The following is a 23,199-nucleotide window of genomic DNA, read 5'->3' as shown; positions in this document are numbered from 1 at the left end:
ACCAATCTATTCGCATTTGCCTATACCTGATGCTGAAGTACATAAGCACTTACCGATCTCAAACTCCTTGCTTCCCTTCCAAAACCATAATGATTCCAGGAAAGGCGGATTTGTGTGAGAAAAGAACTCGATATCTGTAATCTGAGCGGACAACTCGGAATCCAACATGAAAAGCTGGCTGATTGGTTGAAGGAACACGGATTTCTATCCCATGAGACTGAGGCAGAGGGTCGTTCTGATCGAACGTCACCTCCGTACCGATTGGCAACCCCCACATCATTATCACTCGCTCCCTCAACAGGTCAACCCAAACTCTTTCGCGGCAGGCGTTCTATGTCTGGTCGTTCGATACTGCCACAGCTGCGTCCATCCCGCCGTATCGGCAAAAACTACTAAACCACACTCCGATGCTTCCCACCATCAAGATTGATAAGTCTGTTTATCCTCCATCATCGCGTAAGCAAGCAGCGCCATCTCCAGACATATTCTTCTCCCCTGGTCCATATAACCAGGTCCCATCAGCTCTTCCAACTTCTCCAATCTGTTGTACAACGTCTGTCGATGTATAAACAATTGGGCAGCAGCGTCACGCTTGGAACCAAAATTCCGCAAGTAGGCTTCAAGCGTCTCCACAAGCTGGAGATGATGTGCACGGTCGTATTCGATCAGCACACCGAGATGGTCTTCTACGAAGGGCTGAAGGAAGGATTGAGGAAGTGCCTTCAACATTTGATATATACCCATACGTTCGTAAAAGTAAATATGTTCCATCCGACTCACTGAACGTGAAACTTCGATAACCTGATACGCTTCTTGAAGACTGTCCGGCATACCGGTCAAGCGGTTGCGAATTTTGCCAAACCCGGCATATATCGCAACCTGCTTCAGGTTACGGCTCGCAAAGCGTTTTACATCTCCAATAATGCTTTCGAGGGACCTAACCAGCTTATGGGAGGTGGATGCAGCACTCTCTTCCTTGGCACAGCACAGGTAGACCTGGTTATTTTTCAACATGATCAAGCTCGGCAGATTGTTCTTCTTCAACAAGGATCTTAGCAAAACCAGAATATCCTGATGATTCGCCTCCATCCGTTCACGTCCGGTCCCCCTCAGCTGATGCTCAATCTCAATCACTCCTCCTGCAAACCAGTACTGTCCCTTCACCATCAATCGGAGTCCCATCCGGGTCTGTGCCTGTTCTTCCTGATGGATATGACCATTCATCAAGTCCTGAATTAATTCATTCTGATTGCGTACCATCTTCTCTTCGAGAAACTGGGAACGAAGCGTCAGTGCGGCTGCCGCCTTCGCCGTGTAATCAAGCAGCAATTTGAGATATTCCACTGGCGCAGAGGGATGCACCACCATGCCTACAGCTGAGAACACCTGACCAAAGCAGACCACCGGATGACACAGCAGCATGTGCTGCTCATCGATGCGAAACCATAGTTCCGTATCCGAATCGTTCAGATCCAAATGCTCTACTTCCTGTTCATACCAGGTATAGATGGCCTGCTCCATCTCCGGGGGAAGACCCGGGACAAAGCTGCCTGGCTCCATGGACGAAATATAGACAACCGGTTTGGCTGCGTATTCATGAAGCAGATGGAGTACGGCAGACATGTCGGTGCTCTGCAATGTCCGCTGCTGCAGCTGACGGGAGTATGCCTCCAGACTCTTCAGCAGCTGATGCTGATGATTAATGAGCAGAGCATGAATATCCTGCGTAATCTCCACGAACCTTACTGGCTGTTCGAATACAATCAGTGGAAACTGATGTTGATCCGCCAGTTCAATTAATTGTTCGGGAATGCCATGAATGCTGGTGCCAAACTCCACACACAATCCTGCCGCGTCACTATGAATCAGCTGGAGCAGATATTCTTCACGCCCCTCTTCCGATTGAAGCCACAGCCCTGTGGATAATATAAGATCATGGGGGCTGACATACGGAGAGACATTGGTAATCTCCAATACATGAACCCATCCAACCTGACGGGATGTTCCCCCGCTTCCTGCAACCAGACGGGCTCTGGCAAAGACAGGGCGTGCCAACAGATCCTTTATCGTAAACACTCGGTCATTTCTCAATATCGATCCCTCGTAATGTTATTTTTTCTTACATTATAATTCATGGACAAATGTCCTGAACAGCCCTTTTCGACATAATGTTGATTGAATCCCTTGAAACATAGACATTAAGTAAGGTGCAAAACAGTTACTCAGGTCATAAACTTGTAGTATAAGTTGACAACCATTAAATGGACGAGGTGCATGGGCATGAGAATCGGTATCCCAAAAGAAATCAAAAATAATGAAAACCGTGTAGCCATAACTCCTGCCGGAACGGCTGATTTTGTCAGAGCAGGGCATCAAGTCATGATTGAGCAGGGCGCAGGATTAGGCAGCGGATTCACAGACAGCGAGTATGAGGCCGCCGGGGCAATCATTCAGGCTCAGGCCCAATCCGTTTGGTCGGAAGCTGACATGATTATCAAGGTCAAAGAACCTCTGGCAAGTGAATATAGCTTTTTTCGTCCCGGGCTGATTCTCTTCACGTATCTGCACCTGGCTGCAGAACCTGCATTGGCCCAAGCCCTCATCGAAAGCCGGGTGACTGCCATTGCGTATGAGACCCTGGAGGTTAATGGTACCCTTCCCTTGCTGACGCCAATGAGCGAAGTTGCCGGACGGATGTCGGCTCAGATCGGGGCACAGCTGCTGGAGAAAACCGAAGGTGGCAAAGGCATTCTGTTATCCGGCGTGCCTGGCGTCAGCCGCGGCAAGGTAGCCATTATCGGCGGTGGTACGGTCGGTACCAATGCGGCCAAAATTGCGATTGGTCTCGGAGCGGACGTAACCATCCTCGACCTGAATCTGAATCGCCTGCGCCAGCTGGATGACATATTTGGCAACCAGATCCATACGCTGGTATCCAGTGCATCCAACATCGCGGCTGCGGTCGCTGAAGCGGATCTGCTGATCTGTGCGGTGCTGATTCCCGGCGCCAAGGCGCCAAAACTTGTCAGCGAGCAGATGGTCAAGACCATGGCACCCGGTTCGGTCATTGTGGATGTCGCTATTGATCAGGGTGGAATCGTAGAGACCATAGATCATATTACGACCCACGATGAACCGACTTACGTGAAGCATGGTGTCGTGCATTACGCGGTAGCGAACATGCCTGGCGCGGTGCCGCGCACATCCACGGTGGCGCTGACTAACGCCACCATGCCTTATGCGCTGCAGCTGGCCAACCATGGTGCAGCCTCCGCGATTCGCGGCAGTGCATCCATTCGCAGCGCGGTCAACGTGTTGAATGGACATATTACGTATGAGGCGGTGGCCCGGGATCTCGGGCATGCCTATGTTCCTGCAGGACAGGCGCTGGAGCATCCCGCCGCTGTCCAGTAATCTGTAGATGATCGTTCCACCGGGCGCCTTGCCTTTCTCGCCTGTGGAACGAACAGAAGCGCCAGCCCGGGCATATGTAGTCCGGACTGGCGCTTCTCGGTTTATTTTGCATGAAATAAGTTCTACTAGGGTTATAAGTTCTGGCTTCTGAGATATTCCAACGTTCAAACGGCCCGCTCGCTGCACACCTCGCGAAAATTGCAATCCCTGCACGCACGACGTGAAGGCATCGGAGTAAAGTACGACATGTCCTTCGGAAGATTATGATACTCATCTGCCACGCAGGAGCGCATCTCCTCAATGTATCTCCCCACATTGTCTTCAACCTTCTGCAGTTCCTCTTCGGTCGGCGTAAACTCGCGATGTGTCCCGGTCAAAAGGTATTCCACTCGCAGCTCAATCTGCTCCAGCGGCACCCGGTAATGGTCCCTGACATACGCTGCGTACAGCATGAGCTGGTCCGTAAAATCATCCTCCTTGCCTGTCTTCCAGTCCACAATCACAATGTTGCCGTTGCTGCGGCGATACAACAAGTCCATCTTCACATATACTCGCGTATCATGCAGAATCATGGTGTCCCATTTCTCAATCTCCAAAATATCCGTACTCGCCCGGGACAGGTCCTCCCAGGTAAGTGTCTGATACATATGGTTTACACACGCCGAAGCTCGCTCCTTAATCGTTGCAATTCGATCATTCAGCGTGTCATCTCCGTAGTAGATCTCGGATAGCATCACCCGATTCTTCGGGTCCATACGCCACTGATCCTGATCCATCGACTCCACATAGGCCTGATTAAGCAGCTTCCGCATTGTTTGTTCCAGAAAAGATTCACGCGGCTTGTCTTTTCCTTCCTCCCTGCTGCGGACTGCTGACTCACACATCCGATGTGCGAGGTCACCAAAGACAAGGTATAGATTGCTGAGCTGTTTCAATCGGTACAGACGGACCTGCATCTCATCAGCCGATTCTGTCTTCCAGCCGTTATGGGCTCCGTAATAATGATAATAATATTTGCGCAGGCACTCATCGAACATGCTTGCCCGCGACTGCGAATACGACCACTGCGGGTATTGTGCCATAAGCTGTTCTGCCTTTCTGTATACCGGATCTGTATGAGATCCCTTGATGCTCACAGTATATAGGATGGGGTGAAAATGCTGCAAGCTGTCCTGTGATTTCGTACTGAACGCAACCGTTTCCGATTCGGAGCGTAACGTTTATATAGTATCATCACCAAAAGATGAAATGGCGAAGCAAAACGCATAATATACTAAATAGAGGACAGGATGTTGCAGATCAAATCATGTACAGGCATATCCTAAAAGGAGGCACCACCCATGAATCGACCGGATTGGTTCCAGGCGGAAATGGCTTTGCAACAGATCCAGGTCATTGGCAGCGACCGAAATGAGCTGGTAAATATCATCGGCCATGCAGAAGGAATCCATTGCATCGGAACAGGTACGGATGCGGCTGTTTTTACGTACGATGGCTTGCCCCAATATGCCTTCAAAGTGTATTCGGATCACGCCCTGGAGAAACTGGAGAACGAGAAGCGGGTCTATGAACAGCTGCGTGGATTACCCTACTTCCCCACCTATTACGGCTGTGGCCGAAATATTCTGGTCATCAGTTATGAACCGGGAGATACACTGCTGGAGTGTCTGGAAAAAGGAATTCCGGTTCCCGAACAGGTGATGATCGATGTAGATGAAGCACGGTCAGTTGTACGCAGCCGTGGCCTCAACCCGCGGGATATTCACCTCAAAAATGTACTTCTTCAGAACGGACGCGCGAAGGTTCTGGATGTCTCGGAGTACATTAAGGAAGGCAATGACAACCGGTGGGAACATCTCGTCTGGGCGTATCACAACATTTATCCAAGAATCAAAGGCACGCCCATTTCCCCGCGTATGCTGCAAACGATCAAATGGGGCTACAATCAGCTGGATCAGGCCAACCTCAAGATGGACGACCTTTCCAAGAAAGCAAATCGTCTATTCGCCAGGTTTATGAAATAAAAAAGGTTACTCTCACAACAATGTACTTTCAAGGAACATATCCTTCGGTATCAATTTTAAAAACCCGGTCTTCCCCTTGAAGGGTGAGAACCGGGTTTTAGTTGTAATATACAACATTGTAATGGGAATGATCATCTGAGTCTTATATGCCGCAGCTTATCCGGATTACGGATCATATAAATTTCTTGAACGAGGCCGTTTTTTATAGCCAGGCTGACTACCGTTGGGGAAGCCTCATGGGGGACCTGTATCAGAAGACCATGTTGTCCGTTGATTCTAACCACCCGTACCGATCCCAGGCTGTCTCCCTTGGCTACCAGACCTCCAATGAATGCAATGACGCGTTGACTGGATACAATCGGCTTCACAGCTGCCGTGATTTTGCCACCACCATCACTATACAGCGTAACATCATCCGAGAGAAGCTGGAAAAGTTCAGCCATATCGCCAGTCGACGCAGCCTGAAGAAAACGCCGTGTCAACTGCTCGGTTTTCGCATTGGGAACCCATTCAATTTCGAATTCGTTCTCCATTTTTTGTTTGAGACGACTGAAAATTTTACGACATCCCGTCTCGGTTTTACCAAGAAAGTCTGCAATAACATCGTATTCAAATACGAATGCCTCTCGCAAAATAAATACCGCTCGCTCGACAGGGGTCAACCGTTCAAGCATAACAAGAAAGGCGTAAGAGATCGTATCTTCCAGCTCAATCGTCTGGAATGGATCCATTCCCTCTGCTCGGGTTGATGCTGGGATGATCGTATATTCTTGCAACAAGGGCTCCGGCAACCAGGGACCGATGTACACTTCTCTCTGTGCCTTGGCTGACTTCATATAATCAAGACAGCGGTTCGTAACGATTTTGCATAAGTAAGCCTTCAGATCGCGAATGTGTCCTTCATCCTGATGTATGGCCTTCTGCTGCAAAGTCACAAAAGTGTCCTGCACGAAATCCTCGGCATGGGTGACCGATCCCAGCATACGATAAGCGATAGAAAACAGAAGAGCTCTGTATCTACTGTATACTTCATCAAGTTCCATCCTGTGCCTCCTCTGTTTAGATGTCTGTATCTGCCAATATCATCCGAGCAGCTTCACGTGCACTGGCCAGCGAAGCATGAACCAGCATCCCCTCACTCCCAACCCAATCACCAGCAACATAGATTCCCGGGCGACCCTTAACCCTCGGGCCTGGCCTCCCCGGGAGACCGCCCGTTACAGCGGCCGGAATGGCATGGGTAACCAGCATTCGTGGCAGAAGCCGCTTCCGGACAACATGCTTGCGCCAGCCTGATTGAATGCAATCCAGAAATCTAGTCAGCTCGTATTCATCCCTTTTGGGATCGGAATGCCCTGTTGCTGGTAAATACTTCATGACGTGTACAACGTTACGTTCGGAGTGAATGGATAATGAAGCCGTAGCAGAATGATTAGAATAATACCAAGGGGCGTCGGCACCCAGAACAAAGGTCGTTTTGGGATTCGGCATCCCTGTCACAACCAGATCCAGACACGCTGCGTAAACTGGAACTAGCTGCCTGTAAATTGCTTCTTCGGTGGTAGTAAGTGTAGGATTCAAAAAAGCCAATGTACTCCTTGGCCCAGTAGTGGAGATGATATTGCGAGAAATTAGACGGGATTCATCCTTAAGTTTAATCTCAATCCGAGGCTTAGTGCCATGGACTTCTTGTACGGAGACACCGCTACGGACGGATACGCCAGCTTGCTGAGCCCGCGTAGTCAATTGATTGACAAGAGACTGCCATCCTCCGTTTACATACAACACCCGACTCTGTTTAAGCTGATTAATTACAGCTCCAGCACTTATCAGATCAGGGGCATCGCAATACGTGCTTAACCGAACAAGCGCAAGCACAATACGCTGCGCACACAGGCTAGGCACTATTTTATCCAAATACTCCTGCAAACTGATCTTGTTCAGAGAAGATACATCTGCTCTGTTCAGAGACCAATAGAAGCCAAGCAGCTGATATTTTTCTCTACTATTCAGGAGTGACCCGAACAACAAACGCAACAATGAAACGTTCATACTCCGACTATTTTCTCCGTCAAAAACCAAGCTACCCGGCGGTTTGGGTGCCATTCCATCAGGAATTACACCTATGTCACGCAAAATGAGGAGTGCGCTTCTATTCAGCGCATGAGCCCCCAAGTTAACTTGGGCATCTGCCAGTTCAGTAGAAGCAGCACGGCCTCCCGGATTTTCCCCTTTTTCCAGCAATAGCACTTTTTGTCCGGCCCGGGCTAAATATATAGAAGCAGTTAATCCAGCGATACCTGCTCCAATAATAACAGTGTCCCAAACGAAATCATTGGCATTGTGTCTCACGTCATATCAATCCCTTCTATTGGATACACATATGACGATTAGAGCCGTTATTTTGTGACCAAAATCATTCCCTTCATCCTTTCCGGTTCAACCGTCCTTCGGAAGGGGTCATTCCCTTATACTGTTTATACAGTTTCGTAAAATAATTGGCATTGTCGCACCCCACCCTGGCGGCAATCTCGGTAATGGTCAGATTGCTGCTTCGCAGCAGGTGTTCGGCTTCGGTCATCCGACATCCGTTCACGTATTCGACGAAGGTGCGGCCCGTCAATTTCTTGAACATTTTGCAAAAATGATATGTATTCAGCCCCACCTGACTGGCCGCTTCGGTCACGGATATCTTCTCCGCCGCATTGGCTTCAATCTGCTCGATCAGTTGTTTGAACCGCTCGCGGTTCGGGAAATATGACCCCGTTGCTTTTCCAGGCAGCTGCTGGGGCATAAAGGTACGGGCCAGCATGGTAAACAGGGCGTGCAGCTTGGACTTGGCCACGAGCTGGTAGGCAGGTGGCTGCATCACCATCTCCTCAATCGCATCATGGATTAGTGAGTAGTAGTCCAGGCAGATTTTGTCCTGCTCCGCCGGCTTCACCGGAAAGCGAATCCGTCCCTCCAGATAAGGAGCCACGTACTGCAGATGCAGCGGATCATGTGTGAAATCATGGAATAACGCCGCATTAACAACAACCGAATCATACTCCACATCCCCCTCTTCCAGGGCATAACCCACATGAAGCGTACCTCCCGGAATAACAAGCACCTCGCCCGGCCCGGCCGTGTATGGTCTGCTGTCGATATGAAATACGGCGTGACCCTTGCGCATGGCAATCAGTTCAAAGTGCTCATGCCAGTGCAAATACATGATACACTCCTCCGCTTTCATATCTGAGCAGCGATTCTGAAACAGCTGAAATGGATGTGATTTATGGTCAATTCGGGTATTTTCGTGAAGCGCTTTCAGATCCAGCACGACCTCTTCCCCCTCCTCACAAAATCGGACTAATATTGCACAAGATTGTATAGAGCCATGCAGCAGATGCGCGGCTATAATGAGTGTGTCACGAAGTACTATAAGCCAATATTGGAGTGAAATACAACCATGAAAAATCAATTACGCATCGGTACCCTCGTGGGTGGAGCGGATGCTGTCCGCGTGATCCCTCAGATCATGAAACACGGTTTCGAGTCATTCAATCTGACCTTCTGGCAAACCACGGGTGAACTGGATCTTGCCGAAACAGCCAAGCGCGTACGCGAGCTGGTCGACGAACATGACATTAAAATTTCTGCACTCAGTGTATTCGGCAACCCGCTCACCGGGGCTGGAAACAATGCAGACACACTGGCAAGCTGGGAACGGGTTATTGATCATGCCCAGCTGTTCGGCGCAGACATTGTCTCGGGTTTCACGGGACGACTAACGAATCAGCCCATTGACGAGTCCATCCCGCGGTTCAAGGAGGTCTTTGGGGAACTGGCACGCCGGGCGGCGGACCGGGGAGTACGGATTGCTTTTGAAAACTGTGATATGGGTGGAACCTGGCAAACGGGCGACTGGAATATTGCACATAATCCGACGGCTTGGGAAATGATGTTCAATGCTGTTCCGGAAGAAAACATCGGCCTGGAATGGGAGCCTTGCCATCAGATGTCCAGCCTCATCGATCCGATTCCTCAGCTTCGCAAATGGGCGCATAAAGTGTTCCACGTGCATGGCAAAGACGCAACCATTGCCTGGGATATCGTCAAGGAATATGGGGTTCATGGTCCGCATGAATATGTCTGGCATCGTACGCCCGGCTTCGGAGATACCAATTGGTCCGACATCATCACCATTCTGCGGCAAAACGGTTACCAGGGAACGATCGACATCGAAGGCTGGCATGATCCGGTATACAAAGATGAATTGGAAATGACAGGGCAGGTACATGCTCTGCGCTATTTGAAACAATGCCGCGGCGGGGATTTTGTGCCCAATCCGGAATAAGGAGATGATCGAGTGAGTCAGCAACATCGAGTGCTTGTCGCAGGCTGCGGTGCCATGGCCAACACCTGGGTCGATTACGCCATGCAAAGACCGGACACGGAGATCGTAGGGCTTGTCGATCTGCAAGAACAAAATGCTATGGCCCTGGCTGCACGCCATGGTCTCTCCTGTCCTACATATACGGATATCGCTGAGGCCATCCAAGCTACAGAAGCCAACATCGTATTCGATGTCACGATTCCTGCAAGTCATTATGGCATTGCCATGGCAGCCTTACAGCAAGGCTGCCATGTGTTTGGCGAAAAGCCGCTGGCAGAAACCTTCGCAGAGTGCGGTGATATCGTCCAAACTGCGCGCAAAACCGGCCGCATCCAGGCCGTGATGCAGAATCGCCGCTTCGATCCTCGAATCCGTGCCTTTCGGGAGCTCATTGCCGGAGGCACCATTGGTAAAGTCGGATATGCTGGGGCAGACTTCTTTCTCGGACCCCACTTTGGCGGATTCCGGGATATGATGGACAGTCCGCTGCTGCTGGACATGGCGATTCATACATTTGATCAGGCCAGACTTATTCTTGGAGCCAATCCGGTGTCAGTCTATTGTCACGAATTCAATCCCCCAGGCTCCTGGTACACAGGCAATGCGATGGCGCTATGTATCTTCGAAATGTCGGATGGCTCCGTATTCAATTACCGCGGGTCCTGGTGCGCAGAAGGCGCCCCAACCTCATGGGAAGCATCTTGGCGTGTAACCGGGGAAAAAGGCACAGCCATCTGGGATGGACATGATGACATTTATGCAGATGTCGTTGGGGCAGAGCACCTGGATGCAAGCGGTAAGCCTTCCTTCTTCCAGCCTTCAGAGCGAATTGAAGGTCAGCTGCCTGTCATGGAGAAAAGCGGACATCACGGCTGCCTCGAAGACATGTTCGCTGCGCTGGAATCCGGGAGATTGCCCGAAACGGATTGCAGCGACAACCAGTTTAGCATGGCGATGGTGCTCGCTTCCCTCGAGAGTGCCCGCACCGGACAGAAAGTGCTCATTGCTGATCTGATGCAAGCCACGTAGAGAGCGCTTCATAAACAGCCAAGCCAGCCCAACCCGCAAATCTGAGCGAGTTAGGCTGGCTTGGTTAGTATTTTGCTGCATCTTTAAGAATGAAAAAGGAGATGAGAAAATCCGGGGATAGCACCAATCTAAAAATGGTAATGCAATCGGAGCTTTTGAGTGTAACTGTATAACCTTTTATACCCCTCTATAAAATTCCTTTTTGCATGGCTCTGTACACAAGCTGCGAGAACAGGCTGTTGGACCAGGCAAACCAAGGTCTTGTAAATGTATCAGGATCATCTGCATGAAAGCCTTCATGCATGAACCCGGTTCCTGCGTCTGTCTTTTCCAAAAGTTCAATCATCTCCAGCATTCCCTCGTCATTATCCGCGGTCAGTCCCTGCATGGACAGTGCCATATGCCAGATGTATCCCGGCGGGGTATGCGGGCTTCCGATCCCTTTGGCTGCTTGGCCTTCATAATAAAACGGATTCTCCTTACTCAGAATAAACCTGCGTGTATTCTGGTACACGGTATCCTCCACGGGTGCATATTCCAAATAAGGAATGGACATTAGTCCAGGCGTACCCGCATCATCCATCAGGCAATGATTGCCGTATCCGTCTGTTTCGTAGGCATAGATTCGTCCATAGACCGGGTGATTGTATATACCGTAGAGAGAGATTCCATGACGAATCTCTTCCTCAAGCCGAGCCATTTTGCTAACCAATTGTTCATCCCGGAATACCCATTTGGCGATCTCCCCCATCTGACGCAAGGTCACCGCAGCAAACATATTCGCGGGGATGTTATAGTGGAATTCACAGGCATCATCGCTCGGACGGAAACCCGACCAGATCATCCCGGTGTAGTTCACAGGCATTCCCATTCCCGCATTACGCATCGTATCATGAGCTGGACAATTGCGGCGCATAAACCGATATGGCGATTGCTCGGCATGGTGCTGCTCCGTTTGCCAGAGGTGGACTACACTCTCCATCACCCTTTTGAAGCGTTCATCAAAAATATCCGTCAATTCCGTCTCACGCCAGTACGCATAGGCCAGCTTCATCGAGAAGCAGAGGGAATCCAGTTCGAATTTACGTTCCCATACCCATGGTAACATCTCCGTCTCATCATCGGCATCCCAGTGCCAGCCGTTGGCTGTTTCGTTGAATGCATTGGCATACACATCAATGTCAGCATAGAACATATGCCGCTTGATCAACCCGCCGATAATTCGTTGTAATGCTGCATCGTCCTTCGCAAGTGGCACATAATGCATGACTTGCTCCACGGAATCACGCAGCCACATGGCTGGGATATCACCTGTAATGACAAACGTTGTGCCGTCATCAAGCAGTTTGGTCGTCGTCTCCAGCGTACTCGGGAAGCAGTTACGGAACTGCGCGAGCAATCTCGGTCTGTGCTGCAGCTTCTTATCCGCTTCCGCCAGAATATCTTGCACAGCCTGCGGCAACTCCAGATGAGGCATGGGAATCTTCGGTAATCTGAACTGTTCCATGGATGTAGTCTCCTCTGACATGAATTGTGGTTGTGGTGTTTGGATGTGGCTGATCTGTTCCTCTCCAAATCCGGCATATGCTTTTAGGCATATTTGAATATTGTTATTTTTGTTATCATAATATATAATAACGTTATTAAATGTAGTGTACTGTGAGTTGGTAAATGTCGTCAATTCGTATTTGCTATAATTCTCCACGAATTCAATTCTAAATTTATATTTTGTTTACATATGAAGGAGTCATGAACATGTCCCGCAAAGTATCCATTCAGACGCTGGCTGACCAGCTTGGATTATCAAAATATGCCGTTTCCCGTGCACTCAGTGGCAAGACAGGAGTCAGCGAGTCTACCCGCGCCCGCGTGCTTGAACTCGCCAGAGCTCTGGGCTATCGCCAAAATACACCCGGAAGCACCGGTGTCTCCGCTGCTGCAGACCAATCCGAACCGCCATTCGCGCTCATCTGCATGAATCAGCTAAACCGCGGGGAGCCTCACTACTGGCAGCGGGTGCTGTCCGGCATGATCTCAGGCTGTTATGAACGGGGTTGGCATCACGCGATTGTATCTCCTTCGCTTGGTACCGGGGACGCACATACGCCACCGGAACGGGCCATTGCTCCCCATCTGGATTGGGAACGATGTGCGGGTGTCATTGTCATGGGCGCCTTTCCTCATGCCGTTCTGCAGCGGCTGGCTCAGACAGGTCGTCCCATCGTGCTGGTGGATCATCAGGAACCGCTCCTGAATTGTGATACGATCAGCCATGATAATCTGGAGGCAGGCATCACCGTCGTGCGGTATTTACTGTCCCTCCAAGCCCGCAGGATCGGGTTAATTACGGACGATGGCCGTGCGGCCAGCTTCGCACAGCGCAAGATCGGCATGGAACTGGCATTGAATCATTTTCATACCGGCCAGGGTCACGCTGCCACATTCCGGGAATGGAAAGTTCCTTATGAGCAAGGGGAATGGGTGAACCAGCTCGCAGCCGAAATCAAAAACATGCCGGAGCATGAACGACCTGATGCCTGGATTGGTGTTAATGATGATATTGCTCTGCAATGGATGAACAAGCTGCAGGAGATCGGAATCTCCACACCCCAAGACTGTCTCGTGATCGGCATTGATAATGTTCACTCCGCTGCAACGTCTTCCCCACCTTTGACAACAGTCAACCTGTGCAAGGAAGAGCTAGGACAGCGGGCCATTGAAGCTTTGCAGAGACGGATTGAACGCCCCGGGACACCGAAAGAGACTGTCATGCTCGCCACTTCCCTTATTCCGCGGGACTCGGCTTAGCTTGATATGCGCCCACCCCTTAACATCAGTACTATTTGTTGGACAACAAAAAGGCTCCGCATGTTATTATGCGGGGCCTTTCAACCATTTTAATTTTCATGTTTCCTGCTGAGTAATAGCTCATGATTGTTATTTCTGCCAAGGTAGGCTTGTAAACGATGGCAGATCTACTTTCCAATTCACATCGCGATATTCTCCTTTAACTAGCGCTGTTCTTTTTAAGGTAAATTTCGTTCCGCTTCCTTTGTAATAGCCGCGGACGATCAATTTCAGATTATCCGCAACATATTCTCCGTCAGTATTGGGCTGATCTGGAAAACCAATTACTTCAACGGGATACTCTTTCCCTTCCTGATCGACTGCCACCCAATGATCTCCATTAAAAGCATTTCGGAAAGACCCATACCCCTCCAATACAAGGGAGTAGTCTTCCCTATCTCCGTTCGAATCGTTATAAGAATCCAACAAAGGCTTGTAGTTGAAATCAGAAAATAAAATCTCATCTCCAAATTGTTCAAATTGTAGTACGTAGGTGTAAAATTCAGCATCCTCACGCATCTTCTCCAGGTCCACTTCCAAGGACTTCTCATCCCTTACCGGGATGGTGTACCCATCCAGGACAAAGCGAATCTTCTTCGCATTCACTGTCACAATAGCAGGGTCCCACGTCTCAGACAATCTCATCTGTCCCCCATCCAGGCTTAACTGACTCGTATCTCTTAACCTGAATTTGGCTTGACGGGCATTCGTCTTGTTTCCGTTAAATACACGGTACTCATTAGTTTCAGGTATCTCCAGATGGTACAGCAATTCCATTTGTTTCTCCCAATCCTCTCCGACTTTGGCACGCAACTGATCACTCAGACTCACATTCATGTCAAGCCGGGTTCCGTTTGGTGTTCGCACCAACTGTGTCATATCCAACTTCAAACCTTCTGGCGTCGTATATGTGTTATTCATAGGAGCTTCGACAGCCAGTGATTTGGCTTTGGTCATATCGATATTGAACTGAAAACTCCAATCCACCGTGACATCTTTATCTTCGTACGATTGTGTCTCGAAATTATAATAGCTTCCTATATTCAAATACCCCAGCTCCCCGCGTACAACCACCTCATCGGGGATTTCATCCTGCAGCTGGTATACAAATCTCTGATATTTTGAACCATTCTGAATTGGATCCCCCATTGAAGCTAAAGATGCAATCGAGTTTCCTTGCCCATCTGTGATATGAATCCTTCCCATCGCGGGATAAACCGAGTATATCGTACTCCCATCAGGTGCATTTTGCTGTACAGTAAGTACAATCTGCGAACGGTCCACAAGTACATCTTCGATCTTAAGCGTGTAACCCTGATCCTCGATATGAATATTAGGATTAACCACAAGACCAAGCGGCTTGAGACGTTTGTAATCATCAGCCAGATAAGAGTACTTCAGTTCCTCTGGTACGGGAATATTGGGAAGCGGAGGATTATTCACCGCGTTGACGGCAGGTTGCTCGGGTCCTACTTTATAATCCCATGCAAACCAGGCTCCCCCTGCAAGAATTACAACAGCCACTGCTGTAACCCCCATACGGCGAATCCAATGGGTATTGGAAGACTTTCTCACGGAAAAATCCACTTCTGCTTCACGTTCCATGGAGACACCATCCAGTTTCTTCATCACCTGAAGCGTAAAATCGGGTTCTGGCTCCTCGCGGAATAAATGCTGTTCCCATAACCGGTCCTCATCATTTGGAATAGGCTTCATATGTGGCTAACCCTCCTTTGCGCTCCATCTGTTTCTTGAGCATCTTTTTCCCGCGGTACATCGCGTTTCGGACCTGCGCTGCACTCATGCCGGTAATATCTGAAATTTCTTCATAGCTTAGCTCATTGGTATATTTCAACAGCAGCACAAGCCGGTATGATTCCGGCAGCTGTTCCATCTGGCGGTATATTTCCCGCTGCATCTCCTTGTGCAGCACATGCCTTTCCGGCGATTCTTCACTGGCTCGCTCCATGACCGGTTCATCTGCCGTCATAACCGGTTTCTTTTGCCTTATAAAATCCCGCATCCGATTCACAGCGATGGTATATACCCATGAAGAAAAACTGCTTCCTACCCTTCGGGACGGGAGATAGCGATAGATCCGAATAAACGTGTCCTGTGCAAGATCCTGCGCATCCGGATGACTCGCGCCCATTCCGCGCAGAATGCCGTAGACTTTATTTTTATATCGATCCACGAGCAAGGCGAACAGTTGTTTATCCCCTGCAATAATACGCTCGATGAGCTCCTCCTCCTGCATATGTTGAGTCATGTAATCCCCCTTCTCTACAGCTTCCATGCATGGTTCTGTACTATATAGACGGAAGTACTTTCCAAAACTTCTCACTTTCTTCAAAAAAAAGAATTCGCTCAAGTCCGGTTCAAAGCCGGTTGGGCGAATCCACTGTAGTCTGCCTCAACGTTTCTGCGCAATAAAATCGCTAAGCTGTGAGTAAATAGCAACAATCTCATCCATCGACATGCGCACCAGTCCGCTCGAAGAAGGTGCAACGAATTCCTGAATTTCCGGGACAACCGGATCGTCCTGAAATCCCCATTCCACTTTGGTACGCTTGCTGTACTGGGTGTATACCCCTTTCCCGACAAAACAGGCGACGTCCGGTCGGTACTGTTCCAGCTTTTGCCGAAGAATCTGACGTCCCTCCGCATACTCTTCACGCGTTATATCTTCCACGCCTCTCGTAGGCCGGGCTACTATGTTGGTAAATCCATACCCCAATTTGAGCAGATCCTGATCTTCTTCCGGATGATATAAACGAGGAGTTAAGCCGGAACGTTCAAGAATGCGCCAGAAGCGATTGCCTTTGTAGGCATAATGATGGCCGGTCTCGCCTGATGTGATGCTGGGATTGAATCCGATAAACAGAATCGATAACCCAACATCCAGATGATCTGGAATCATATTCACATGACCTCCCTAGTGTATATAATGATATAATGGTTGAAGTGTTTACGAAATCGGACTGAAATTTTCATGAAAAAGGAAGCTGAACCAATGATAGCAGACATCATGCTTGAAGTCGTCCTGCCCGTCTTTCTCCTAATCGGAGTCGGGTCCTGGATGCAAAAGGTGTTCAAGCTGGACTTGTACACCCTCGCCAAAATCAATTTCTATTGTATTACCCCCGCAGCCGTCTTTATGAGCATGTACCATTCCGATATGTCGGGTGAACTACTCGGGACGGTCACTCTCTTCTACGCCATATATGTCATTATTCTGTATATCGTAGGATCCGTGTTCGCACGAACACTTCGATTGAACAAAGGCATGAAGGCCGCCTTTAACAACAGTGTCATGCTGGACAACGCAGGCAACTATGGCCTGCCGATCAATGCGCTCGTATTTCGAGGAGACCCGCTCGCATCTTCCATTCAGGCTCTCGTGATGTCCCTACAGTCGTTGCTGACCTTCACGTACGGCGTATTATCCATCCAGGGTGCGAAGCTGAAAGGAAACTACCGTGCAGTCATCATCGGATTTCTCAAAATGCCGGTACCTTATGCGCTCTTACTGGGGATTCTGTTCCATATGTGGAAGGTGCCGCTGCCAACGTTTCTGTCCATGCCGCTGACGTATGCGCAGCAAAGTATGGTTGCTGTGGCGCTGCTGACCCTCGGCGCGCAAATTGTCAAATATCCGATCCGGCTGTACCGTCTTGATGTGTATATTAGCACATTTCTGCGTCTCCTGATTGGCCCGGCCATTGGGATCTCCATTGTACTGCTTCTGGGTCTGGAAGGGATTGCCGCACAGGCACTGATCATCGCTTCAGGAATGCCTACCGGGGTGAATGCGTCCATTCTGGCCGAAGAATATGATAACGAACCTGACTTTGCCGCCCAAACGGTGCTTATCTCAACACTCTTGAACATTATTACGATTACTGCACTCATTTCTTTTGCCAAAACGTTTTGATGCAACTAAAAAAGTCCATGCGCTCCGCAAGTCGGATGAGCTTGGACTTTTTTTGATTAAGACATATGCGATCTGTGCGAGTAACCCCTACTTTTGCACAGCCAAAAAGAAAAACTAGGATTCAAACGTCGTCCGTTCCGGAAACTTGCCGCCTTCCCTGAATAAACATCGGACCAGCCGCTGCGCCGCCCGATTGAAGTAAAAGCTGGGATTGACCCCTTCGACCTGAACAGGTTCCAGTTCCTTCACACTTTCCTTGATCTTGTTCATTTCAATCAGTCCCATCTTCCGCTCATTGGGTCCGAATCGATAAATAACCTTTTCATCGTCCTCCGTCTGTTTTACCAGCAGAATCATGGATGCCATGCAGGTTACCCCCTATCGTTACGTTATGAGATTCCAATGACTACTTGCTATATATAACATTATTACCCAGATAACCATGGAAGGATATAGGGCTTTGGTTCGTTTATATTGAAGTTAAGACTCCTAATTCAAATGTTCTTAAATGTAAAGTTTTTACAATAAAATGAAAAAAAGGCCTGGATCTCGTCCAAGCCTGCCTTCATCTCAGTCTAATGCAAGGTGTTTTCCTCTATTTTATGGACCATCACAATCGTGGATCGACCTTCTCAGACTCCAGGGCTAACGTTGCCAGCACACATTCATGAACCCGCTCCACAGGCTCCCTGCGTACAAAACGCTCAACTCCCTCCATGCCCAGAGCGCTTTCCATCAGAGCATGGCGTTCCTTCTTGGATGTTTTGCGTTTGTTGAGCCGGGACAAATTCTCGGGTGCCAGGTAATCCATCCCATAGATGATGTGCAAATATGCACGCCCTCGTACTTTAATCGCAGGTTGGATCATTTTGTTCCCATTCCACGTGCGGAAGGTTTCTGGCTTGATAACAATGCCCTCATGTCCTGCTGCCGTCATCTCCTCCCACCAGCGAATAACTTCCACTTCATCCGCCTCACTCGTAATCACCCGATATTCCGTCTCCATCATGAAGCTGGACATCCGGGCAAACTCGCGGTTCTGCTCCATATGCCATTCATGTGTCTGATCCCAGAACGTTCCCGTGCTGTGAGCCAGGGTGTGGAACGGTGCTATACGGATATCCCCGAGTTCCTTCACATCCCAGCAGTAGTTCTGAAATACGTCACGGAATGTAGTCGCATTCGCCAGTTTGAATTCGGTCTCCCGCAGCCACTCCCCCACATCTCGTCCGGCGGCTTCCGCTTCCCGCAATTTGTCCAGCACCGTTCCGCGATCCATGAGGGAAGCCTCGGCCACATGTGCATATTGTGAAGCAATTAGCTCCCGGGCCTTCAGGTTCCAGGGGACAATCTCGGCATCCAGCAATACAAACTCCGTCTGATGGCGTTCAAAATATCCGTCTGCAGTCAGGTCCGCATGCAACCTGGTCAGTACAATCTGTTCTGTTGTGGGGTCAAAAAAAGATCGTCCTGTCCGGGTCACGATGTTCCCCAGCATCGGTCTTCCCACTCGCTGCTTCGCAGCTTCTTGATCGCGGAAGAGGAGCAAAATGGCTCTACTGCCCATATGTTTCTTCTCAGCCACCATGCGCGTAACCCCCTGTGACCGGTAATAGTGGAATGCATCCCGCGGATGCTCCAGATAGCCTTCAACCGAAGAAGTTGCTGGCGGCGGGCTCATCGTAGGCGGGATATAGACCAATTCTTCGAGCGGTACCGTAAAGTGGGAAAATGTATCAATGGCCGTCCGGGCTACCTCACCCTGGATGGATACGTCCAGTCTGGATCCGGTCTGCACCGTAAATCCTTCCTTGAATTTCCGAAGGTTGGGCGGTGCAAACCGGCGCTGTTCCCAGCGTTTGAGCGGGCTATCCGGATCTCCTGCATAATCCTGCAGTGCCGCAACGCTGACGGACTCCCTTTCCGGCATTCGCCAGGCCGTCAGCATACCTCCAAATACAACACCCTGATCGATATTTACCGTATCATTAACGATCGTAGGATATGGACGAGGGTCATGTCCCCAGACGATACATTCGCCTGAAGTATGATCCACGTACCAGTCCTTCCGAACTGGGCGTCCATGCTCATCTGTTCCATCCACATCTCCATAGCGGCAGTAATCCTGAATGCGTTTGGATTGTTTTCCGATAAAATGATCCCGAATACCCGCGTGTGCCACCACCACCTGACGTACCCCGTTCCGGGAGAATACCAGATGGGAAGGAGCGTTCAGCAGAAACTCTCGTAGATCTGTGCGTACTCGCTGCGCTGTCTCTATGCCATGTTCCTGTTCCAGTTCGCTCAGCTCCTGCTCAACAAACTCATCTCCATGACTAAGGGTAACGTCGCGACCGTCCAGATAACGGGCAATTTTCCATCCATGGTTGCTGTCAACCATGTAGGCTAACCCTGCGGCACAATGCTGCTGCCAGAACAGCAGACTTGAAAGCGATGCAGGTCCGCGGCTGGATACGTCCCCAACCGAGACCAGCTTTCTTCCCTCAGGGTGACGGTACAACCCACTCTCTTCCTCTACCACATATCCCAAACGAATGATTAACTCGATCATTTCATCATAACAGCCGTGAATATCGCCAATGATATCAATCCCTACACCCATGTCGACCATTAGTGGATTGGCCGTGCGCACAAATTCAAGTTCATCCGGCTGCTTCAGCACGTAATTGGCATCGAAGCCATCTTCACGGATGGCACGCAGCGTGCGTTTGAACTGCTGCACCTGCTGCTTCACCCGCTGACGGCCGCGTGGATAATCACGATGAGCGTCCCGCTCCAGCAGCTCCTTCTCCGGAACATCAAGTACGATCGCAATGACAGGTACATGGGCTTTTCTGGCGAGATGAATAAGACGCTGGCGATCTTCCGTGTACAGATGGGTCGCATCGACCCAAGTCAGCTTGTTCAACCTGCAGCGTGTGGCCAGCATCGCTTCCATGGCTTCAAAAGCCTTGGCCGATACCTGCTGGTATTCGGCATAGATCACATCCGCTTCGCTTCGCGGGCGATTTTTCCAGTCCACATATTCGTCATCTCCAACCAGCATGCGGAACTGATCCGACGAGACGGCTTCTGTTCGCTTAATGACTCCTTCGTCCACGAGTCGTTCCAGCAATGTGCTTTTGCCGCTACCCGACGGACCAACAAGCACGACGATCCCTGCATGAGGCAGGTGTATTTTGCGGCGTCTTTTGTGATCCCTTCCTTCCATCGGATCATGAGTCGTTCTGCCTGTGTCCGTTCCTTCTGCTGCTCCCCGGTTATCCCTCATGTTGATCTCTCCTTTCCTTCCTGAAAATCACCAGCTGGGTTGGCTGACCGAAGCCTTCTGCATGCTCGCCTATCCCGCTGATCTCAAAGCTGTACTCCCCCTGCTTCGTCCACGTCTCGCACTGGGCTACCAGTTCCGCCCTGGTCCATTCGAAGCGATGGTCGTGATGGCGGAGGCTCTCTTGTTCCATTTCATATACTTGGTTGTATTCCTTATTAGGAGTGGTCACGAGCAGGACTTCCGGCTGGTATTCGTTCATGATCGTATCCATGATGCCGTTCAGCCGATAAGCTTCGATGTGCTCGATGACCTCGCACAGGATCATGACGTCCTGATGCAGTAACTGCTCATCAAAATAAAACAGTGAGCCAATGACTGACTCTGGCATAGCCGCGAGCCCGCTTCGTCCTTCCAGCTTGGCGAAGCGTTCCATGGCCCGCAGCCGGGACTGTCCCGAAGGCTCCACAGCCAATATGGACTCCACACCTGGGATATAAGCCAGTTTCGCAGATAACTTGCCCTCTCCGGCACCCATATCCACAATGCGGCGCTTAAGCGGAAGACCTGCGACCACATCTGTAATTGCACGATAACGAAGTTCGTTTAACCGGATCGGTGGTTCCTCCTGCAGAGACGGAATGTCAGGTCCATCGCCTTTTTCATAGGCACTAACGTTATCGCCCCCAGCATCCACTGCCTCCACAGGCGCAGATAGAACACCCTCCTGACGCTCATACTGCCGAATCAATTCGGCGAACCGCAGCGTACGCTTGATGATCATTTCCTTCAGGGGATGGCTGTCCAGCCAACCTTCGCCGTAACGCTTGATTTTATCGATTTCATCCTCACTGATGAAATAATGTTTATAGTTATCAAGCACGGGAATGAGCAAAAATAACTGGCGCAGTGAATTTTGCACGGTGACTTGACCGTGAAGAATGATGCGGCGGACAGTGCTCTTCTTTTTCAGATCAAACGTATAGACTAGCTCGTCTCTCTCCAGCGTCACAGCGTAACCAAGCGGCGAGAACAACTCCTCAATGGCTCGATCGGGCAGATCCGATGCCACCGGTCCAAACGTGAGCTCCATATCGAACGGATGACCTACCCACTCTACATAGGCTTCCTTCGGTTTGCCATTAAGCGCAGTCCCCAGCGCTGAGCGTATGTAAGAGCAGAACAAGCTGCTGGTCACAAATTCACGGTCATTAATATACTGCGTAATATCATAACCATCCGGTGTGCCTCTAACCAGATCAACGGGATCAGGCTCGGCGTGCATCAGTACTTCGGTTTCACGTTCTGTAGCTGTCGTATATACCATTCTTACTCGCACACCCTTATCCATTCGGTCATACACATTATTCGGATTCTTCGAGAGCAAATGCGATACATTGCCTGCTCCCTCTCCAGTTGCTTTCAATACCAAATGCATGGATTACTCCTCCTTCTTTCTATGCTCCTACTCTTCATCCGCCCATGCTTCATCCAGCGCAGATCGGAAAATTCGATTCAATTCTTCGTACCCTACAACCTGCTCATTCGTCATATCCACAGCTATGTGTCCAAAATGCTCGATGTTCTCTGCCAAATAGGAATGAATAGCTGGCAGCTTCGGCTCCAGATCCAGTTCTTCTCCAGCTCTCTTCCTTCTCAAAAGATCTTGAATTTCCACATACAGCGGCGTCCCCGCAGGTATAATGTCCTTGACTAACTCATCAAACTCCATGGGCGGCATGGTCTCATATCGTTCAATCCAACCGCAGGCGAGCAGCGGACGGAGCACATAGAAATATTTTTTGATTTTCACCTGCTCGCCTTGCAGATAATCCCGGAAGTTCCCTTTGGCCATATTCAGATAATGGTACATGCAGGACTTGGGCGAGAACGTAAGCGGAGACCATGCACGAATGCGCTCTGCCACACTGTATCTCTCATCGTAGCGAATGGGCGATTGCAGCCACTCCAGCAGCGGTGGATTTGATTTTCGAAATAACTTCAGCGCCTTTTGCAGATCCCAGCCATTGATGTCCAGCTGATCACTGATCGGGCGTTCAATCACATCCCGTTTATCTTCAATCGACAAGTACCAATCCAGCGGTCTCACGTACAGAAAACGCACATCATAATCACTATCCTGTGAAGGAAATCCCCAAGCCCGGCTGCCCGACTCGCACGCATAGATAATACGAATCTCTTCCTCCTGTTCAATCTGTGCAAGCTGCTGCCGGATCGATTCTCTCATTTCTTCATCAACGTGAGTCATGTCTACCTGCCTCCT

20 protein-coding genes are annotated in these 23,199 nt (G+C 49.9%); 7 read left to right on the top strand and 13 right to left on the bottom strand.

Annotated elements, in window-relative coordinates; translation table 11 throughout:
- The first annotated feature begins 114 nt into the window (after nucleotides 1–114).
- On the top strand, nucleotides 115–396 hold the full coding sequence (locus PIL01S_RS14055; protein WP_127538036.1) for a hypothetical protein: 282 nt from the start codon (nucleotides 115–117) through the stop codon (nucleotides 394–396).
- Between the two features lie 24 nt (nucleotides 397–420).
- Here the strand turns inward: PIL01S_RS14055 and PIL01S_RS14050 are convergent, their stop codons facing one another.
- The gene (locus tag PIL01S_RS14050; protein WP_127538035.1) at nucleotides 421–2,091 is read right to left on the bottom strand and encodes a PucR family transcriptional regulator; all 1,671 of its coding nucleotides are present in this window, start codon (nucleotides 2,089–2,091) and stop codon (nucleotides 421–423) included.
- A gap of 189 nt (nucleotides 2,092–2,280) precedes the next feature.
- On the opposite strand from PIL01S_RS14050, the gene ald reads away from it, so the two are divergent.
- Nucleotides 2,281–3,414, top strand: a complete 1,134-nt coding sequence (gene ald, locus PIL01S_RS14045) for an alanine dehydrogenase (protein WP_127538034.1) — start codon at nucleotides 2,281–2,283, stop codon at nucleotides 3,412–3,414.
- 164 nt (nucleotides 3,415–3,578) lie between these two features.
- Here the strand turns inward: ald and PIL01S_RS14040 are convergent, their stop codons facing one another.
- Nucleotides 3,579–4,496, bottom strand: coding sequence for a PD-(D/E)XK nuclease family protein (locus PIL01S_RS14040; protein WP_127538033.1), 918 nt, complete (start codon nucleotides 4,494–4,496; stop codon nucleotides 3,579–3,581).
- A gap of 258 nt (nucleotides 4,497–4,754) precedes the next feature.
- On the opposite strand from PIL01S_RS14040, the gene PIL01S_RS14035 reads away from it, so the two are divergent.
- Entirely contained in the window at nucleotides 4,755–5,438 is a 684-nt protein-coding gene (locus PIL01S_RS14035) for a serine/threonine-protein kinase (RefSeq protein ID WP_127538032.1), read from the top strand.
- Between the two features lie 131 nt (nucleotides 5,439–5,569).
- On the opposite strand, the gene PIL01S_RS14030 is transcribed toward PIL01S_RS14035, so the two are convergent.
- The 3 genes from PIL01S_RS14030 to PIL01S_RS14020 all read right to left on the bottom strand — a co-directional run bounded on the left by PIL01S_RS14030 (nucleotide 5,570) and on the right by PIL01S_RS14020 (nucleotide 8,760).
- On the bottom strand, nucleotides 5,570–6,481 hold the full coding sequence (locus PIL01S_RS14030; RefSeq protein ID WP_127538031.1) for an RNA polymerase sigma-70 factor: 912 nt from the start codon (nucleotides 6,479–6,481) through the stop codon (nucleotides 5,570–5,572).
- 16 nt (nucleotides 6,482–6,497) lie between these two features.
- Entirely contained in the window at nucleotides 6,498–7,790 is a 1,293-nt protein-coding gene (locus PIL01S_RS14025) for a phytoene desaturase family protein (protein WP_127538030.1), read from the bottom strand.
- 73 nt (nucleotides 7,791–7,863) lie between these two features.
- Nucleotides 7,864–8,760, bottom strand: coding sequence for an AraC family transcriptional regulator (locus PIL01S_RS14020; RefSeq protein WP_127538029.1), 897 nt, complete (start codon nucleotides 8,758–8,760; stop codon nucleotides 7,864–7,866).
- A gap of 129 nt (nucleotides 8,761–8,889) precedes the next feature.
- Between PIL01S_RS14020 and PIL01S_RS14015 the strand changes: the two genes are divergently transcribed.
- A complete protein-coding gene (locus tag PIL01S_RS14015) occupies nucleotides 8,890–9,777 on the top strand; it encodes a sugar phosphate isomerase/epimerase family protein (protein WP_127538028.1) in 888 nt (295 codons plus the stop codon).
- Between the two features lie 12 nt (nucleotides 9,778–9,789).
- Complete coding sequence (locus PIL01S_RS14010) at nucleotides 9,790–10,845, top strand: Gfo/Idh/MocA family protein (protein ID WP_127538027.1); 1,056 nt, start codon at nucleotides 9,790–9,792, stop codon at nucleotides 10,843–10,845.
- A 187-nt stretch (nucleotides 10,846–11,032) separates the two neighbouring features.
- Here PIL01S_RS14010 and PIL01S_RS14005 read toward each other — a convergent pair whose 3' ends face one another.
- Nucleotides 11,033–12,352, bottom strand: coding sequence for a glycoside hydrolase family 125 protein (locus tag PIL01S_RS14005; protein ID WP_127538026.1), 1,320 nt, complete (start codon nucleotides 12,350–12,352; stop codon nucleotides 11,033–11,035).
- A 248-nt stretch (nucleotides 12,353–12,600) separates the two neighbouring features.
- Here PIL01S_RS14005 and PIL01S_RS14000 point away from each other — a divergent pair, with 248 nt between their 5' ends.
- Nucleotides 12,601–13,653 carry a LacI family DNA-binding transcriptional regulator gene (locus tag PIL01S_RS14000; protein ID WP_164764230.1) on the top strand — a complete coding sequence of 351 codons (1,053 nt, stop codon included), beginning with the start codon at nucleotides 12,601–12,603 and terminating at the stop codon, nucleotides 13,651–13,653.
- 129 nt (nucleotides 13,654–13,782) lie between these two features.
- On the opposite strand, the gene PIL01S_RS13995 is transcribed toward PIL01S_RS14000, so the two are convergent.
- From PIL01S_RS13995 to PIL01S_RS13985, 3 genes are all read right to left on the bottom strand, one after another.
- Nucleotides 13,783–15,408 carry a DUF4179 domain-containing protein gene (locus PIL01S_RS13995; RefSeq protein WP_127538024.1) on the bottom strand — a complete coding sequence of 542 codons (1,626 nt, stop codon included), beginning with the start codon at nucleotides 15,406–15,408 and terminating at the stop codon, nucleotides 13,783–13,785.
- On the bottom strand, nucleotides 15,389–15,961 hold the full coding sequence (locus PIL01S_RS13990) for an RNA polymerase sigma factor (protein WP_095288867.1): 573 nt from the start codon (nucleotides 15,959–15,961) through the stop codon (nucleotides 15,389–15,391). The genes PIL01S_RS13995 and PIL01S_RS13990 overlap by 20 nt, the downstream gene beginning before the upstream one ends.
- A gap of 144 nt (nucleotides 15,962–16,105) precedes the next feature.
- Complete coding sequence (locus PIL01S_RS13985; protein WP_127538023.1) at nucleotides 16,106–16,612, bottom strand: mismatch-specific DNA-glycosylase; 507 nt, start codon at nucleotides 16,610–16,612, stop codon at nucleotides 16,106–16,108.
- 93 nt (nucleotides 16,613–16,705) lie between these two features.
- Between PIL01S_RS13985 and PIL01S_RS13980 the strand changes: the two genes are divergently transcribed.
- The gene (locus PIL01S_RS13980; protein WP_095288865.1) at nucleotides 16,706–17,626 is read left to right on the top strand and encodes an AEC family transporter; all 921 of its coding nucleotides are present in this window, start codon (nucleotides 16,706–16,708) and stop codon (nucleotides 17,624–17,626) included.
- A 114-nt stretch (nucleotides 17,627–17,740) separates the two neighbouring features.
- Here the strand turns inward: PIL01S_RS13980 and PIL01S_RS13975 are convergent, their stop codons facing one another.
- The 4 genes from PIL01S_RS13975 to PIL01S_RS13960 form a co-directional block, all read right to left on the bottom strand.
- Entirely contained in the window at nucleotides 17,741–17,992 is a 252-nt protein-coding gene (locus PIL01S_RS13975) for an RNA-binding protein (protein WP_095360818.1), read from the bottom strand.
- Nucleotides 17,993–18,236: 244 nt separating this feature from the next.
- Nucleotides 18,237–20,858 (bottom strand): polynucleotide kinase-phosphatase, encoded by a 2,622-nt coding sequence (locus tag PIL01S_RS13970; RefSeq protein WP_127538284.1) that lies wholly within the window; start codon nucleotides 20,856–20,858, stop codon nucleotides 18,237–18,239.
- Nucleotides 20,859–20,907: 49 nt separating this feature from the next.
- Complete coding sequence (locus PIL01S_RS13965; protein ID WP_127538022.1) at nucleotides 20,908–22,353, bottom strand: 3' terminal RNA ribose 2'-O-methyltransferase Hen1; 1,446 nt, start codon at nucleotides 22,351–22,353, stop codon at nucleotides 20,908–20,910.
- Between the two features lie 27 nt (nucleotides 22,354–22,380).
- On the bottom strand, nucleotides 22,381–23,184 hold the full coding sequence (locus PIL01S_RS13960; protein WP_127538021.1) for a nucleotidyltransferase domain-containing protein: 804 nt from the start codon (nucleotides 23,182–23,184) through the stop codon (nucleotides 22,381–22,383).
- Nucleotides 23,185–23,199: the final 15 nt, after the last annotated feature.

Source organism: Paenibacillus illinoisensis NBRC 15959 (assembly GCF_004000925.1).
Taxonomy (GTDB): Bacteria; Bacillota; Bacilli; order Paenibacillales; family Paenibacillaceae; genus Paenibacillus; species Paenibacillus illinoisensis.
This window is presented reverse-complemented; position numbering and strand designations above follow the sequence as displayed.